Consider the following 13,630-nt stretch of genomic DNA (forward strand, 5'->3'; position numbering starts at 1 on the left):
CGTTCCTACGGAACGCTAACGATGCCACCGCGCTTCGCGCGGTTGGTCGGCCTGCGGCCTCCCTTGACCGGTCACCTTCGGTGACCTACGGACCTTCGGTCCGGGCCCGGCCTTCGGCCGGTCCTGCTAGCTGGCTACGAGGGACGGGCCCCGTTTCGGGGAAATCCCCTGGTCAGGCGTGATTCTGACGGGGCGTCTCCGTGGTCCTGGTGCTCGATGCCGGGGGCCGGCCTCTCTCCTCGCGTCCCTGCACCACTACATTATGTATCCGCCCAGCCTCCAAGACAACCCACCACGACACACCGAACTGACAGCCCACCACCGCAACACACCGACAACCACTCCCGACAATTGGTCTACACCACTAATTACCATAAACCCCCTCCTAACCCTGCATCAATTCCATGTCGGGTGGCTTTCACTTACGCTCGATATGGGCTACCCACGTGACGGCCTGAACCTTGCTGGGCACCTCTCCAATTTCCTGCGCGGCGGCGCGGTAGCAGTCGGCGAGCAGGTTGTAGTGTCCGAGTGCGCCAAGCCCTCTTTCCCGCTGCCCATAGATCTCGCTTACCGCGATGTCGTGTGCGTGACGGTCAATCACAACTGCTTGCGGGTCTTCGGGGTTGGCGATGCACACGTAAAAGCATCCCGTTTTGATGTTCATGGGGAGAACTTCGGTGGGGTCGGTCCCGGCCATGATGCGGTTGGCTTTCGTGATCGCGTCGCGGACGTGCCTGCTTGCGGTGCCCTCCGTGAATGCCTTTCGTGCGAGCCTGCAATTCGGCCACCCGCCTCCGGCGGACTGAGGGTGCCGGCGGCCATTTGTATGGTCGGCTGCGCTCCTTCGCGGGATCCTCAGCCTCATCACTACGACTGCGGTAAAGAGCGCCTATCCAGTCAGAGTTGCGAGCAAAGCCGCCACGTCGACACAACTTCCGGCCGTCCCGGCGCGCTGCTCTTCATGCTGATGGCGGGACCGGACATCGGTGACTGCAAGCGGGAGAGGGCGACAGCCAGGTGCTGACCATCAACGTGGCCGTACTACTGGCCTTCATCGTCGTGATGCGACTGCGGCGGCGCACCCAAGCGCGTAGCCGGCTGGACGAGAAGATGACCGTGGTGATCGTCCTGGTCCTGGGAGTTCTCATCGCTCCCACGCCCTTCGGGCACAGTCTCGGGCAGGTGATCGGCCAACTGGCCAGCAGCATCACCCACGCCAACTCCTAATCCGCCGGCGATGGGCAGACCGCTACTCGGCAAGCGGACCCCGTCAGGCTGTGGGGCGCCGCCTGGTGCCGCCGCCGCGGCCGTTGAGCGGGATCAGGGTTTCCAGGTGCGCGCCCTTGACCCAGGAGCCCAGTAGGTCGCGGTGGAGGGCCACGATGTCGTGGCGCAGCGCCAATCCGAGTGCGGCTTTGCTGAACGCTCGGCTGGTGGTGACGAACAGGGCGACATCGGCACCGTGCTCCAGGCGCGCCGTGCCGACGAACTTCTGCATGTCCTCGGAAGGGACGCTCCGGTGCGGCGCGTACTTCTTGCACTGGACCACGAGCTTGCGGCCGTCAGCCAGGTAGCCGACCACGTCCGCGCCCAGGTCACCGCTCTTACCGCTGACCGCGACCCTCGTGCAGCCGTCCCGCCGGCACAGGCCGGCGACGTACCGCTCGAAGTCCTGCCACGACAGACCATCGACCTCGGCCATCGACAGCTCATGCGCCCTGGCCTCCTCCTGAGTCCGCCACACGCGATCCTCGCCCACCGCGCGACGGTGCGCCCCAAGCAGCACCCAGCAGACCGCCGTCGCCACGGCAAGGCATAGCACGCCCACCAGCACGGGCCACACCGCAGCCCAATGCTCGACCAGAACCACGATGAGAATCACCACGACCGGCACAGTCCAGCCCTGGATCTGTCGACGCGTCCGCTTCTTCATGTGCCAAGGCCGTCGACGTCCCGCCATCACTCCCCCACCCCAACCCGGTGCGCACCACAGCACGCCGTGCCCCGCGACGTGCAGTTCCGGATACTGAGGGTCGAGCGGCCCCGGGGGCGGCGACTTCCAGGGACGTGGCGAAAAAAGCGCCCAGGAATGGCCGTGATCAAGCAGGCACTAGGGATCGACGCCCGGCAGCCGCGGTGTGTCGCGAGGACGAACAGCCCCGCCCTCCCGCGGCCGCGCGCCGCCGGTGCCGTGCCGCGAAGACGTCCACGTCAGTGGTGTCGGCGCCCAAGGCATGGCGATCGATTCTCTGGAAGACCACTTTTGGGAGCCGCAGACCGGCTGTCCCGGCATCGAGGCAAAGAGCGGCCGGCTGCGATCGGGGGGTCCGGTGTCCAGCTGCAGCCCGGGCACTCAGGCGGGGGCCGCGGCGCCACGCGGAACGGGAGCGGACCGGAGCGCTTTGAGGCGCCGCCTCACGCCGAGCTCTCTCAGTCAGGAGACAACTTTCAGCTAAGCAGACGCAAAGTGGCTGTGGACAGCAATAAACATGAGCCGCAGGGTTCAAGTGCAGGTGGAGTATGTCGCTCCGCCTGGACAAACAGGGAGATTCCTTGTCAAGATCAAAGAACGCGTCCATGATTTCGATCGCCGTCAGTACCTTATTGACTCTGGTGATGGCCTCCTCATCCCGAGTGATCCACCACTCATTGGGGGACCGGTTACCGGTCGGGCGCCCCAGACAGCCGCCACCCAGATGCGGTCCAACAGAAAAACCGAATCAACGAACAATTAACTGGGCGGCGCGCAAATAACAGACCCGGAGGGTTTGTGCGACCTCACCGGGTCGATCGGAAGGGTGCTGTCGACCGTGAAGGTCTCTTTCGGCACCCCTGTGAGTGGGATACCGATCGTACCTCTGACGATGTCCAGCCCGGACGTTCGGAGTGACACGACGGCTACCGCGGGAACTATAGGATGCGTATTCTTGCAATACGTACCGACGATGGTCCTGACGCTCAATAACGCCGGAGTGGCGAACGTCGACTGGGGCATGGCAAACACAAGTAGCCACTGGGGCTGGGAGGGCGAGGGCTCTCCGCTCACCCGTCAAACCAACGACGCCGTAGCAAACGCCAACCGGGAGGCAATCTGCGATGCAACAAAGGACGACCCGATCGGCCTCCCATCCATTCACGCTTTTACCGCAGATCCCGGAATCACCGATGACTCGTGCGATGAATATCCATTTGCGCACGCTCATGAGAGCGGAGGCGAGAAGAGGTTGACTGGATTCGACTGCTCACAGATCGAACCAGTTCAAGTTGCCGGCGGGTGGCAGGTCAAGAACGTAAGCAACGTGTCCTCGTCGAACAACTGCGTCATCGGTCACGTCCCGCTTCCCGAAAACCAGTCCGTCGGTGGCTCACTTACGGCCTTCTTCAGGGCAGCAAGAGTTGCAGAAGAAGATAAATTCTGGGTGGCAATCATAGCCCCATAACGCATGTCACGAGCGTGGGCGCGCGCCCCGATAGCCGAGGCGGGCGCCCACGCCTGAGTAAAAAATGGGCCTCCTCCCGGCGATCCGTCACGAGATCGAGACTAACCGGCCTCGGGCCCGAGGTTCAGTGCCGGTATTCGACCGGCCAACATCCCTTCCTGCCGTATATCGGGGAACGGGAAATATGTTTCTGGGTACGGTATTGCAACCCCGGTGAGAGACATAGAAAGTGCCAGGTTGACTGCGGAGTAATCTCTAGACTCACCGAAGAATCCGGCACGGCGCATGTTTGGCAAGTAAAGGTCCGGGGAGGCGCCCCTCGGTTCCTCTTTTCCCCTGACATCGCAATGAACAACAAGCCGTCCATTTTCCCATGCGTCAAAGTAGTAAAGTAAGCTTTCCACGACATTCGAGCTGCAAAATACCTTGGTTCCACGAGATGCCTGGCGGAGCCGCTCAGGAATGCTGGCATATACGCTTGTCGGTTCAAGGGCGAATGCCCAACTGCCAGACTTTCCAGCAATCACAATCGGAGCGGTGTCATAGTTTTCCGCATCCTCTAAATATATTTCCTGCATCGCCTCGTTATCGTCAGGCACGAAAAATGAATCCGGGTTGCAACCTAGGCGGCGCAGCAACTCATCCTTTTCGAGATTCTCCGCGATCGTGAGGCAATGACAACGAAAAATCCCGTAGATCCATTTCGGGTCGGTGGTCATCGCCATGCGGCATTTACTCCAAGTGTAAGAACTCGCCGATATTAGGTGATTCGTCCGAATGCGCCAGTTCCACTGACTGATCACTGTAGTTCGATGATTCGCTGCATCGACAGACAGGGGTTACGCGAGAGTGACATCCTTCGTCGGCTCAGCCCACGACATCCTGGTCGTGATCGGGATCGCCTCACCGTCGATCAGATGCACAGACCGTACGCAGCCTCAGCGCGACGCAGCATGGCAGCGGACCTGGAAGACGCTACGGACGCGGTCGTACGGCGCCGTGGGGCGGGGGGCAGGGCCAAGCGGCAGCACAGGCGATGGCGAGACGGACCCAAAATCGGCCACATCCCGTGGCCGAGAACTGAACCGGCACGCAGCGGACTTCGGTATCGGCCGGGTCGATGTGCGTGCGGCGGCCGCGTCGAGGCTGTCGCTGATGATGCCCACGAACGGGGCTCCCTTCGAGGAATCCGAGCATGATCGCCTGTGCGGGCCGTAGAGCGCCGATCTCCGCCCCGGGTGAGGAAAGCTTCAGGGCAGGTGATCGTCGGCGTACGGGGCGCACAGACGGCTTGGCGGGGGCGTGAGGACGATATCCCGCCCGCCGCTACCAGTTGGGTTCGTCCTCGGCGCTCATGTCGCGCAGCCGCGAGTACTGGAACTGGTGGGCAACCGTGACCGTGCACGTGGGCCCGTTGCGGTTCTTGCTCAGGATCAGGTCGCTCTCCCCGGAACGGGCGCTCTCGGGGGTGTAAGCGTCCTGGCGGTGCAGCAGGATGATCCCGCTCGCGTCCCACGATCGCCCGCCAGATCACCTCTGCTGCGGGCTGTACCAGTCCCCCGGGTCCGCGAGGACCCGCGCAGCTCCGGGGATCGGGGCGTAGGCCGGTGTCGTCATCAGGCAAGCACCGGACATCGCGGCCTCCCAGGCGGCGGGAAGCCTTTGTCCGGTCGTGGACCATAGCTGTCTCGGGCTGTGTTCCACGCTTCGGCTGGAGGGAGCGGAGGGAGCGGCTGCTGAACGGTGGCGCCGCAGCAGGCGTCGGCCGTGGTGCTGCAGCTGTCCGGGGCGGTTTCGGTGCTCTTGCCGAGGGTGTCGGCATCGTCCTTGACAGCGTAGACCTTCCAGAGCTCGCGGCCGGGGCCGTGGGCCCAGACCTTGTCCTGGAGGGCGTAGCAGCAGGAGGTGTCGATCTCCTCGAAAGTGGCCAGGCCGGCGTCCTTGAGCCGGTCGGTGGCCGCGGTGACGAGGCCGGTGGACTCCGCTTCGACGCCGAGGTGGTCGAGGCGGGTTTCCTGCCCGGGGTCGCCCTCGATCAGGACGGGCTTGAGGGGGTTGGGTGAGGGCGAAGTTCGCGTAGCCCTCGCGCCGCTTGGCCGGTGCGGTGCCGAACGGCTTCGGGTAGAAGGTGATCGACGCTTCGAGGTCTCATCGACAGCGAGCGGCGTGGCACCTGGGTCTCCTACCTGCTCGTCCCGGAGATGACCGACCGGCTCGCCGACATCCTGACGCGCCTCGCGGGCAAGGCCCTGCCCGAGTCGGCCGGAGGTGCCTCGTGAGCGCATCCGCACCCGTCGGAGGCGGTCGGGGCGGCTGTCATTCCTCGACCGCTGTCTCGCCGTCTGAATCCTCGCCGCGATGGCCCTCGGGCTCGGCCTGGGCCGCCTCGCGCCGGGGTTGGGAGATGTCCGGCGAAGGTCGCCGTCGTGGCGGTGTCCCTGCCGATCGCACTGACCAAGCGGTGGGCCACTCGCCAAGTTCCGACTCTCGCCGAAGACCTGGCAGCCAGACTCGACGAGGATCTGGCCATCAGCGCACGCCTGACGGGTCCCAGTAGCCAAGACGCACCGTAACCGATCACGGATTCTGTGCCAGGGCCGAACTCGTGAGCAGAGCCGCTGGGCGGTACGCGGCGCGCTGTGTGGCGCCGTGGGCCATGCCCCGGAAGAAGGGGGCTCTGAGGGGCTTCTCGCGGCCTTTGCTGCGCCCCGGCGGCCTGCTGCGCCCTGGAGGGCGGGAAGGCCCCCGGTGGCCTGGTGCGGCGTCCCGGGGGCCTTCGGCGGGGTGTGTGGGTCAGGCTCCGATGCTGATGCTCGATACGTAGGCGTAGGCGGCGTACATGGAGTCCATGTCTTGGATGACGTCGAGCCAGATGTCGTCCATGGTGTTGACGTCGCCGTCGGCGTAGGCGGCGACGACGTCGTCCCAGATGTAGCGGCCTTGGATGCTGCGGACCTGGTCGACGTTGTGGCGTGCGCGTCCGCCGGTGCCGGGGCCTGCCGAGTATCCGCCCAGGACGTGGGACTGGTCGACGGGGTAGATCTCGATGCGCCGGCCTTGGCCGTCGTTGTTGAGCAGGCGTACGAGGGCGCCGGAGCGGATCAGGTTCGCGCGGCGCCGTTCCTGGTATGCCTTCTCGACGGCGTCGCGTTTGGCCGCGCTGGGGTGTCCGCCGGCCTTCCAGGAGCGTAGTAGGCGGGGGCTGACGCCGTGTGTGCGGAGGGCTTCTTGCCCGGCGGGGCTGGAGAGGTAGCGCAGGCGGGCGTTGAGGCCGCGGGTGGTGGTGGCGGGTGAGGCGATGCCGCCTTCACGGACGATGCGGTCGACTTCGGCCATGAGGGCCTCGGCGCCCTTCTTGCCCTGGGCCCCGAATTGCTGCCATCCGGGCCACAGCTCGGATGCTCCGGCCATTACTGGTCCCCTCCGAGGGTGTAGGTGCGCTTCTGCTTCACCTGGGCCAGGTCGCGGCCTTCCACGAACACCTGGCGCCAGTCACCGGCGACGTGCAGTTCGTCGGTGCCGGACATCTCGATGACTGTCAGTCCGGACGCGTGTGCCTTCTGCGCTTTGCGCCACAGATTCGCGAATGCTTGCGCTCGGATGATGTGCATCCAGTCCGGCCGCCGAATCTCGCGATTGGCGCTGGATTCTCCGATGGTGGACACGAACTTAGAATACATGAACTTCACGTACTGCGTGGTGAGTTCGTCATTCTTCGCAATGGCTTCCTTGCGTACCTCCACCAGTGCGCGGCGCATTTTCTCCAGCAAGCCTTCGGTGCTGCCCGATGTGAGTGACTCGTGAATTGTCGGTGCTTCGCACAGGCCGTTTTTCGCGCAGTCGAGGAGGAGGCGCAGCGTCGGTTCTGCGATCCACAGGTCGCCTGGGACTTTCCGGGCGCCGAGCGGATTGGGGAGGTCCGAGGTCGTCCACTGGGGCGGGGTGATGCGGTGGATGCCCGAGCGCCGGGGGTCGAGGGCGGCTTCGTCGCCGGGCGAGGGCACCAGCCGGCCGATCGGGAGATGGGTCTTGAGTGCGGCGAGGTAGGCGGCGTTCATGTCCAGGGCGGTGACGTCCAGGCGCAGGAGGCCCGCGCCGGCGGCGCGGTGCAGCTCGGTCGCGCGCCACTTCGGCCGGCCTTCCCAGACCTCGTCGGCGCCCTTCTGGCTCTTCTTCTTCAGCAGGTCGGCGGTCGGGGGGAACTCGGTGTGCTCGTAGCGGCCGCCGACGCGGGAGAACTTGAACAGGGCCATCACGTCCGGGATGGTGCTCTTGGTCAGGGCGGCCCCCGCGGCGTCCAGGTCTCCGTCATGCTCCGTCAGGGTCCGCGTGACCGTCGCGCGGATCTCGTCCGCGAGAGGGGCGGAGGGCGCCGTGCGCCGCCGAGGCGCAGTAGCCGGTGCCGCATCGGCCGCAGGTGCGGCGGCCGGCGGTTTTGGGTCCGGTGACGTCGCCTCGCGGGTTGCCGGCAGCGGCGCGGCAGCGGTCGGCGAGGCGGGTGGGGTGAGGGGTGCGGGACTGCCGGCGGGCACCGGGGCCGGTTGTGGCGCGAGGCGCGTCGTGTGCCGCGCATTTCCCGCGTGCTGGGACAGGGCGAGTTTCTCGGCTGCGTGCGTGGGCCCGGCCAGCAGATCCAGCGGGAGCATCCCGTAGTGCGCGGCCAACAGGTCGACGTCGTCCAGCGACCAGGACCGCTGCCCCTTCAACTTGCGCGACACCTGCGCCTGCGTCTGCCCGATACCCGCGGCCAGATCAGTCTGCCGTTCACCGCTCTGCGCCATCAGGGCAGCCACCGTGAGCCGCAGCAGAGCCTGAGTACTCATCACCATGATCACAACCTAGCATGCCGAATACCAATATGGCATTCGGCATGCTGTTTGTGCCTGAGTGCGGTCTCCACCCCCACGCGCCGCTCGACCAAGAGGCTCTGTTCACGAGAGGAAGTCGTGAACGAAGCCAGTGAGCAGCACGCCGTGCGGCTGGGCGTGTTCCTGAGCAACAGCCAGATCCGCCGGGCGACGCTGAGCGAGGAACGCGCCCAGCAGCTCATCGCACTCGGCATCTGAGCAGCGGCGCATACGGGGGCGTAATCGACCGTTTCCGCCTCCCTGATTTATTGGATGTCGGGCGATGCGACCCGGATCACGGGTGGGCCGTACTGTCCTGCGGGCCACGAGAAGGGCGAAGAGGCGAAGCCCGGGAATCTGCCCGGCGTCAGCAGAAACGGCCTACGCCCATGACTCCGCTCTACCTCGCCCTGCTCGCTCTCGTCGTCTTGGGTGCCCTTGCCGCATACGGCCTCCACCGGGCGCGCGTCCTCGACATCCCCCGCATCCTCCGGACCGGGACCCGGGCCGTGGTCGTCCTCGGCCTCGGTTCCCTGGCCGCGCTCCTGGTCGACCCGGCTGACGTCCCCGCCGTCCTGCGGGCTCTCCTGGGGTGGTTCTGAGGCGGGACCTTCTGCCCTCCCGGTGTGGCCGTTTGCCGGGAGTCCGCTGAACAGCCCTCTCCTACGCGCGACTCGGGAACCGGCCGACGATGCCCGCGCAGAGGCGGGAGTCGGCGAAGGTCTTCGTCCAGCCGCCGAACGACTCCTTGGAAGCGATGGCGACACTGTCCTTCTCCTCGCGCTCGGTCAAAACTTGGAAGAGGAACTCGGCACCGTGGCGGTCGAGTCCCATGGGGCCGGCCCAGCGTGCCGCCGTAGATCTCCCAGTCAGCTGCCGGGCCCCCGCCCGAGCCGCTGCCCGTATCCACATACACCGGCCCCGGCACACTCCGGACCTGAAGAAGCGCAACCGCACGCCCCGTATGCACCATCCCGAACCGCTCCGACACCCAGCTCATCCCAACCCCCAACCCCCGACGCCGCCCCCGGGCATCCGGCCACGAGCATCCCAACCCGAGGAGCGCGCCGAAGAGAAATAAGTGAAATCTTCACCCCCATCAGCGATGCACTGTGCCAATAGATCAGCTGCGCCTTTGCGAGGCAGACCCGGCCCACTTGGTCACGCTCGCCCGCGCCCTCTCACCGCGGGACGAGGGCGATGCCAGTGTTCGTGCGCCTGCTGATCACGGCATGAGCCGATGAGACGGCCGAGACCCAATGGAGGCTGCACGGGGCGGCCCAAGGCGCCTTCGATCAACCGCTGTCCGCGCACAGGCGTGGGCGAGCTGGGTCCGATCGAAGGAAACAGCCCCCTGACCCGTCCCGAGGACCCGTGCACGGACCGCGCGCGCCGCCGTACGAGTGGTCCCCCGCATGAGCACGAACCACACCGCCCGCGCACGACGCCTCAGCAGACACGAACGACATGCACCTGACAGAACCCGGCCTGCCTGTCCCAGATATCACCACGCCCGACGAAGAAACAGCACGCGCTGCAATACGAGAGCCGGAGCAGTTGCGGCACACCTCGGGCACTGCGCCCATGCAGCACCTCCCCGGGCAAAGCCGCCGTCGCCGCCCGCGCATACACCAACCCGCGGCCCGCAGAGGCCACGACGCCCGAAACTCTGAACGTGAAACCGCCCCGGCAAAACGGGGAGACCTGCCAGGGCAGCATATGAGAGTGGTCGCGAAGGACCGTCGCCCCACGGCCAAAGACCCCGTGGGACTTCAACCGAACAATCTCCCCCACGGGCAATGAATGGGTGGAGCCCGGGAACACTCACCCCCCCCACGGCCACGGCCACGATCCGCTACAACACGTCCGCACACCCGCGTGTCCCCTAATCTCGCACTCAGTAGCGCCGCCGCCGCGAGCAGAGTGCTACGCACATTCCATTCGACTAACCCATCGCTGACATACGTCAACGATGATCGGCTCGAACAGCTCAGGGCTCGAAACCTCGAAGAGGAATTGGGTCAGCATCTCAACGTCCGCGTCGTCGATCTCGACACGGTCCAGCATATGAATCGCCCCAGCCCATCGCGGCAATTTGAGAACGTCTAGTTCTCCGGAGATACACCGCTGCAGAACCTCTCTTACGGCATCACGATCCAAGCACGCGGACGGCCCCTCGTATCGATCGCATCGGTTGGCGGCATCGATCAGACCACCCAACGACGACTTCCAGCGAATCAGGTTGACCAAAGCCTGGCAGGCATCCGCTCGCATGGCCTCACCCTCACTTGAACTTGATGCGTGCAATGCTGCCATCCGGAAGGAAGGTTGTCTTGTAAGCCAACTCCGTGCCCCCTTCATGATTCACTCGCTTCCGGTACATAGCGTACGGCCCAGGAACCCTTCCGGGAACCTTGTAGCTGAACTCCGCACCGCCTCCGGGCAGCCGAACGATCTGGGGAATCTCGACATCCCCAGGGTCCTTCGACACAACGTCTGCCGCCAAGACGGCCGTCACGAAAAGGCTGAGTAACGTCACGCTGGGCATGCGCGCCGACAACGAGAGCGACGTGTACGGATGGAAGAAGTTCGACGCCAAATCGGCCGTCCTGTCCACCACCTACAACACACTGCCGAACACACCCACCAGCCTCGGCACCATCCCCTCCAGCGGCGGATGCGACACGACCGCCCCGTACACGACGATCGGCAACACCGACATCACGCTGACCGCGAAGGTCAGCGACCCCGACGGCGGCACCGTCAAGGGCCAGTTTCGGCTGTGGGGCAGCAACAACTACTCCAGCGGCGCGGAAATCTTCAACCAGGCCGTCTCCGTGCCCTCCGGCAGCGTCGCCAAAGTGAAGGTCCCCAAAGCCACCCTGTCGAAATACCTGACCGCTGCCGGAGGAACCTTCGGCTGGAAGGTCCAGACACTGGACACCAGCACCTCATCCGCCTGGGCGCCGAGCACCACGTGCCGCTTCAACTTCGATCCCAACCGGCCCAGCCACATCCCCACCATCACCTCCACCGACTTCCCCGACGGCAGCGACGGATGGCCCGCCACCACCGGCCAGGCCCGCAGCCAAGGCACCTTCACCATCACCAACGCAGGCATCACCGACGTCACCAAGTACGAATACTGGAGCGACTGGGACACCACCGTGCGCACCCTGTCCCCCACAACCTCCAACGATCCAAACGACCAGGCCACACTCAAACTCACCCCGCCCGCCGCCGGCGCCCACCGCCTCGTCGTGCGCAGCCTCGACGCCGCAAGCAACCGCTCCGACCAGGCCGCCTTCTACTTCTACGCCAACGGCCCCTCCACACCCGACAAACCAGGCGACCTCAACGGCGACGGCATCGGCGACCTCTACGGAATCCGCACCGACGGATCCCTCAGGCTCTACGCCGGACAGGGCAACGGCTTTCTCGCGCCCTACACCGCGGCCGGCAACACGGACTTCGACGGCGCCTCCATCACCCACCGGGGAGACTGGAACCGCGACGGCTACGAAGACCTCGTCGCACTCCTCCCCGGCAGCGAGGAAAAGACCCTCGCCGTCTTCCCCAACAACGGAATCGGCTACGCCTGCACCGCACGCGACGAACAGGCTGACGGCCAGTCACAGTCCTGCCTCACCGACGAACAGCCCCTGGACGTCTACGACCCCGCCGACAACCACTGGGCCAACGCTGACCAGATCCTCGCCGTCGGAGACGTCGACGGCCCTCTCGACACCGACGGCGACGGCACCATCGACGTCCCCGGCCACACCGACCTGCTCGTCAAGACCGGCGACCTGCTCTGGCTCTACTACGGATCCGACACCCTCTACCTCGACGAGACCCGGCCCCCCGTCCTCATCGGCAACGGCTCCTGGTCCGACTGCGACATCACCGCACCCGGCGACCTGAACCAGGACGGCCACGTCGACCTCATTGCCCGCAACCGCAACACCGGTGACCTCAAGCTCTACGCGGGAACCGGCACCAACGGCGAAGGACTCGGATCCGGTACCGCCTCCACAGTCATAGGAACCAACTGGACCACCACCCACCGGCCCCTGTTCACCGCCACCCCCGATGCCAACCTCGACGGCACGCCCGACATCTGGTCCACAGGAGACGACGCGAAACTCTACTTCTACCCCAACAGCCAAGGCGGCGGCACCGAAGTCGGCACCGCCGGCTGGGACCAATTCCAACAACTGAGCTGACCCAGCTCCCCGTCTGCGGGGGCGGCACGCAACAGCCTCCCGCCCCCGCAGCACACTCACTCGCGACCGACCCGCAAGGCAAAGACACGCACCCGCACCCCTCCCCCGGGCCCAGTGGATCGCCGCATCCGCCCAACGATGCCGCATCCCGGCAAAGCACGGTCCGACAGGCTGAACTCCGGCGCACGGATCCAGGGGCCGTGAGCCACCCCAGATCCAGCCCGCGGGACGTCCTCGCTCATCGCTCCCCCACTGGCCGAGCAGACTGCACCCGACAACCGCCGCCCAGACGCCTCTTCCCCAACCGAGGACGCGCGGCCGCGCCGTGCCGTCTCCAACAGCCTGCCTGGAGAAGGGGTATAGGCCAGGCGAAGACTTGTCATGCACGGTTTCAACGCGCGTATAGCAGGGGGGCCTGGCGACGTTTCACCCTCTCATCGGTCCTCACCCCCACGGAGACCTGCATGCGCCGCACCGCCCTGGCTCTCTCCGCCACAGTGCTCGCCCTCACCTGGTTCGCTCACCGTCTCCGCGTCCGCCCCGTCGGCCCTGTCCTGGCCTGATGACCGCGATGAGCCCCCGTTTTGTACCGCACCTGTCCGCTGACGTTGCCGTCAACTCCTGCCGTCTACCGTCTGGATACAGTAGACCTTCTAAACAACTCACACCGACTCGCCAATAGAAGAGATCGAGAGCTGCGTGGATCTAACTACAACTCGATCAGGGTCGGATGATATTCAGGTCGACCGCACGTCAGAATGCTACGCAAACAACTCCGAAACTCTTCTCGATCGAATTCATTTGAATCAATCCGAAATTCAAACACGGAATCTTCAAGGTGCAGATCCCGAACAGCACTCGCTGTGAAAACGACACGCAACACGTCGCCTCGAAATTCAATTTCACGAACGGCGCCATAATTCGTCATTCCAGCCTGATTGGTGACGCAGTAAGAATCACCTTCAGGCCAGTTACTGCCCGAGCGATATTCATTCCTGCGAAGGTCGCACTGGAAGACGAAGTCTCGTCCGTCGTCTGCGGACTCGGCTAGTCCCACCATCAGCAGCGGAGATTCATCCTCCACGCCAACTTCACGGATCTCCAGTACGACCAC

General features: G+C 65.2%; 11 protein-coding genes and 5 pseudogenes. 7 read left to right on the forward strand and 9 right to left on the reverse strand.

What is annotated here, in order from left to right; genetic code table 11:
• Nucleotides 1–418: 418 nt before the first annotated feature.
• On the reverse strand, nt 419–868 hold the full coding sequence (locus LCE31_RS41485) for a DUF7178 family protein (protein ID WP_441349404.1): 450 nt from the start codon (nt 866–868) through the stop codon (nt 419–421).
• A 152-nt stretch (nt 869–1,020) separates the two neighbouring features.
• Here LCE31_RS41485 and LCE31_RS02150 point away from each other — a divergent pair, with 152 nt between their 5' ends.
• Nucleotides 1,021–1,230, forward strand: coding sequence for a hypothetical protein (locus LCE31_RS02150; protein WP_225012209.1), 210 nt, complete (start codon nt 1,021–1,023; stop codon nt 1,228–1,230).
• Between the two features lie 43 nt (nt 1,231–1,273).
• Here LCE31_RS02150 and LCE31_RS02155 read toward each other — a convergent pair whose 3' ends face one another.
• Nucleotides 1,274–1,762 (reverse strand): restriction endonuclease, encoded by a 489-nt coding sequence (locus LCE31_RS02155; protein WP_374118378.1) that lies wholly within the window; start codon nt 1,760–1,762, stop codon nt 1,274–1,276.
• A 1,186-nt stretch (nt 1,763–2,948) separates the two neighbouring features.
• On the opposite strand from LCE31_RS02155, the gene LCE31_RS02160 reads away from it, so the two are divergent.
• Nucleotides 2,949–3,443, forward strand: a complete 495-nt coding sequence (locus tag LCE31_RS02160; protein ID WP_225012210.1) for a NucA/NucB deoxyribonuclease domain-containing protein — start codon at nt 2,949–2,951, stop codon at nt 3,441–3,443.
• A gap of 101 nt (nt 3,444–3,544) precedes the next feature.
• Here LCE31_RS02160 and LCE31_RS02165 read toward each other — a convergent pair whose 3' ends face one another.
• From LCE31_RS02165 to LCE31_RS02175, 3 genes and pseudogenes are all read right to left on the reverse strand, one after another.
• Nucleotides 3,545–4,168 carry a DUF6461 domain-containing protein gene (locus tag LCE31_RS02165; protein ID WP_225012211.1) on the reverse strand — a complete coding sequence of 208 codons (624 nt, stop codon included), beginning with the start codon at nt 4,166–4,168 and terminating at the stop codon, nt 3,545–3,547.
• Nucleotides 4,169–4,769: 601 nt separating this feature from the next.
• Nucleotides 4,770–4,973 (reverse strand): annotated as a pseudogene (locus LCE31_RS02170) (DnaB-like helicase C-terminal domain-containing protein); the annotation flags it as partial.
• An 86-nt stretch (nt 4,974–5,059) separates the two neighbouring features.
• A pseudogene (locus LCE31_RS02175) lies at nt 5,060–5,576 on the reverse strand (ArsI/CadI family heavy metal resistance metalloenzyme).
• An 11-nt stretch (nt 5,577–5,587) separates the two neighbouring features.
• Between LCE31_RS02175 and LCE31_RS02180 the strand changes: the two are divergent.
• Both LCE31_RS02180 and LCE31_RS41080 read left to right on the forward strand, forming a co-directional pair.
• A pseudogene (locus LCE31_RS02180) lies at nt 5,588–5,722 on the forward strand (transcriptional regulator); the annotation flags it as partial.
• Between the two features lie 79 nt (nt 5,723–5,801).
• Nucleotides 5,802–5,959, forward strand: a pseudogene (locus LCE31_RS41080) (ACR3 family arsenite efflux transporter); the annotation flags it as partial.
• Nucleotides 5,960–6,236: 277 nt separating this feature from the next.
• On the opposite strand, the gene LCE31_RS02190 reads toward LCE31_RS41080, so the two are convergent.
• Nucleotides 6,237–6,854, reverse strand: coding sequence for a hypothetical protein (locus LCE31_RS02190; protein WP_225012212.1), 618 nt, complete (start codon nt 6,852–6,854; stop codon nt 6,237–6,239).
• On the reverse strand, nt 6,854–8,272 hold the full coding sequence (locus tag LCE31_RS02195; protein WP_225012213.1) for a helix-turn-helix domain-containing protein: 1,419 nt from the start codon (nt 8,270–8,272) through the stop codon (nt 6,854–6,856). Before LCE31_RS02195 ends, LCE31_RS02190 begins: the two co-directional genes overlap by 1 nt.
• Before the next feature lie 407 nt (nt 8,273–8,679).
• On the opposite strand from LCE31_RS02195, the gene LCE31_RS02200 reads away from it, so the two are divergent.
• A complete protein-coding gene (locus LCE31_RS02200) occupies nt 8,680–8,892 on the forward strand; it encodes a hypothetical protein (RefSeq protein WP_225012214.1) in 213 nt (70 codons plus the stop codon).
• Between the two features lie 79 nt (nt 8,893–8,971).
• On the opposite strand, the pseudogene LCE31_RS02205 reads toward LCE31_RS02200, so the two are convergent.
• Nucleotides 8,972–9,130 (reverse strand): annotated as a pseudogene (locus LCE31_RS02205) (ATP-binding protein); the annotation flags it as partial.
• A 627-nt stretch (nt 9,131–9,757) separates the two neighbouring features.
• Between LCE31_RS02205 and LCE31_RS41090 the strand changes: the two are divergent.
• Nucleotides 9,758–10,093, forward strand: a complete 336-nt coding sequence (locus tag LCE31_RS41090; RefSeq protein ID WP_225012215.1) for a DUF6207 family protein — start codon at nt 9,758–9,760, stop codon at nt 10,091–10,093.
• 743 nt (nt 10,094–10,836) lie between these two features.
• Nucleotides 10,837–12,516: an FG-GAP repeat domain-containing protein gene (locus LCE31_RS02215; RefSeq protein WP_225012216.1), complete on the forward strand. Its 1,680-nt coding sequence runs from the start codon at nt 10,837–10,839 to the stop codon at nt 12,514–12,516.
• Between the two features lie 709 nt (nt 12,517–13,225).
• Here LCE31_RS02215 and LCE31_RS02220 read toward each other — a convergent pair.
• Nucleotides 13,226–13,630, reverse strand: coding sequence for an Imm10 family immunity protein (locus tag LCE31_RS02220; protein ID WP_225012217.1), 405 nt, complete (start codon nt 13,628–13,630; stop codon nt 13,226–13,228).

Origin of the sequence: Streptomyces sp. 8L (assembly GCF_020176795.1) — a bacterium.
GTDB lineage: Bacteria > Actinomycetota > Actinomycetes > Streptomycetales > Streptomycetaceae > Streptomyces.

Excerpts from the sequence above, each read along its gene's own strand:
- LCE31_RS41485 (WP_441349404.1), bottom strand. The coding sequence starts at position 868 with ATGAGGCTGAGGATCCCGCGAAGGAGCGCAGCCGACCATACAAATGGC.
- LCE31_RS02160 (WP_225012210.1), top strand. The coding sequence starts at position 2,949 with ATGGTCCTGACGCTCAATAACGCCGGAGTGGCGAACGTCGACTGGGGC.
- LCE31_RS02165 (WP_225012211.1), bottom strand. The coding sequence starts at position 4,168 with ATGGCGATGACCACCGACCCGAAATGGATCTACGGGATTTTTCGTTGT.
- LCE31_RS02190 (WP_225012212.1), bottom strand. The coding sequence starts at position 6,854 with ATGGCCGGAGCATCCGAGCTGTGGCCCGGATGGCAGCAATTCGGGGCC.
- LCE31_RS02195 (WP_225012213.1), bottom strand. The coding sequence starts at position 8,272 with ATGGTGATGAGTACTCAGGCTCTGCTGCGGCTCACGGTGGCTGCCCTG.
- LCE31_RS02200 (WP_225012214.1), top strand. The coding sequence starts at position 8,680 with ATGACTCCGCTCTACCTCGCCCTGCTCGCTCTCGTCGTCTTGGGTGCC.
- LCE31_RS41090 (WP_225012215.1), top strand. The coding sequence starts at position 9,758 with ATGCACCTGACAGAACCCGGCCTGCCTGTCCCAGATATCACCACGCCC.
- LCE31_RS02215 (WP_225012216.1), top strand. The coding sequence starts at position 10,837 with ATGCGCGCCGACAACGAGAGCGACGTGTACGGATGGAAGAAGTTCGAC.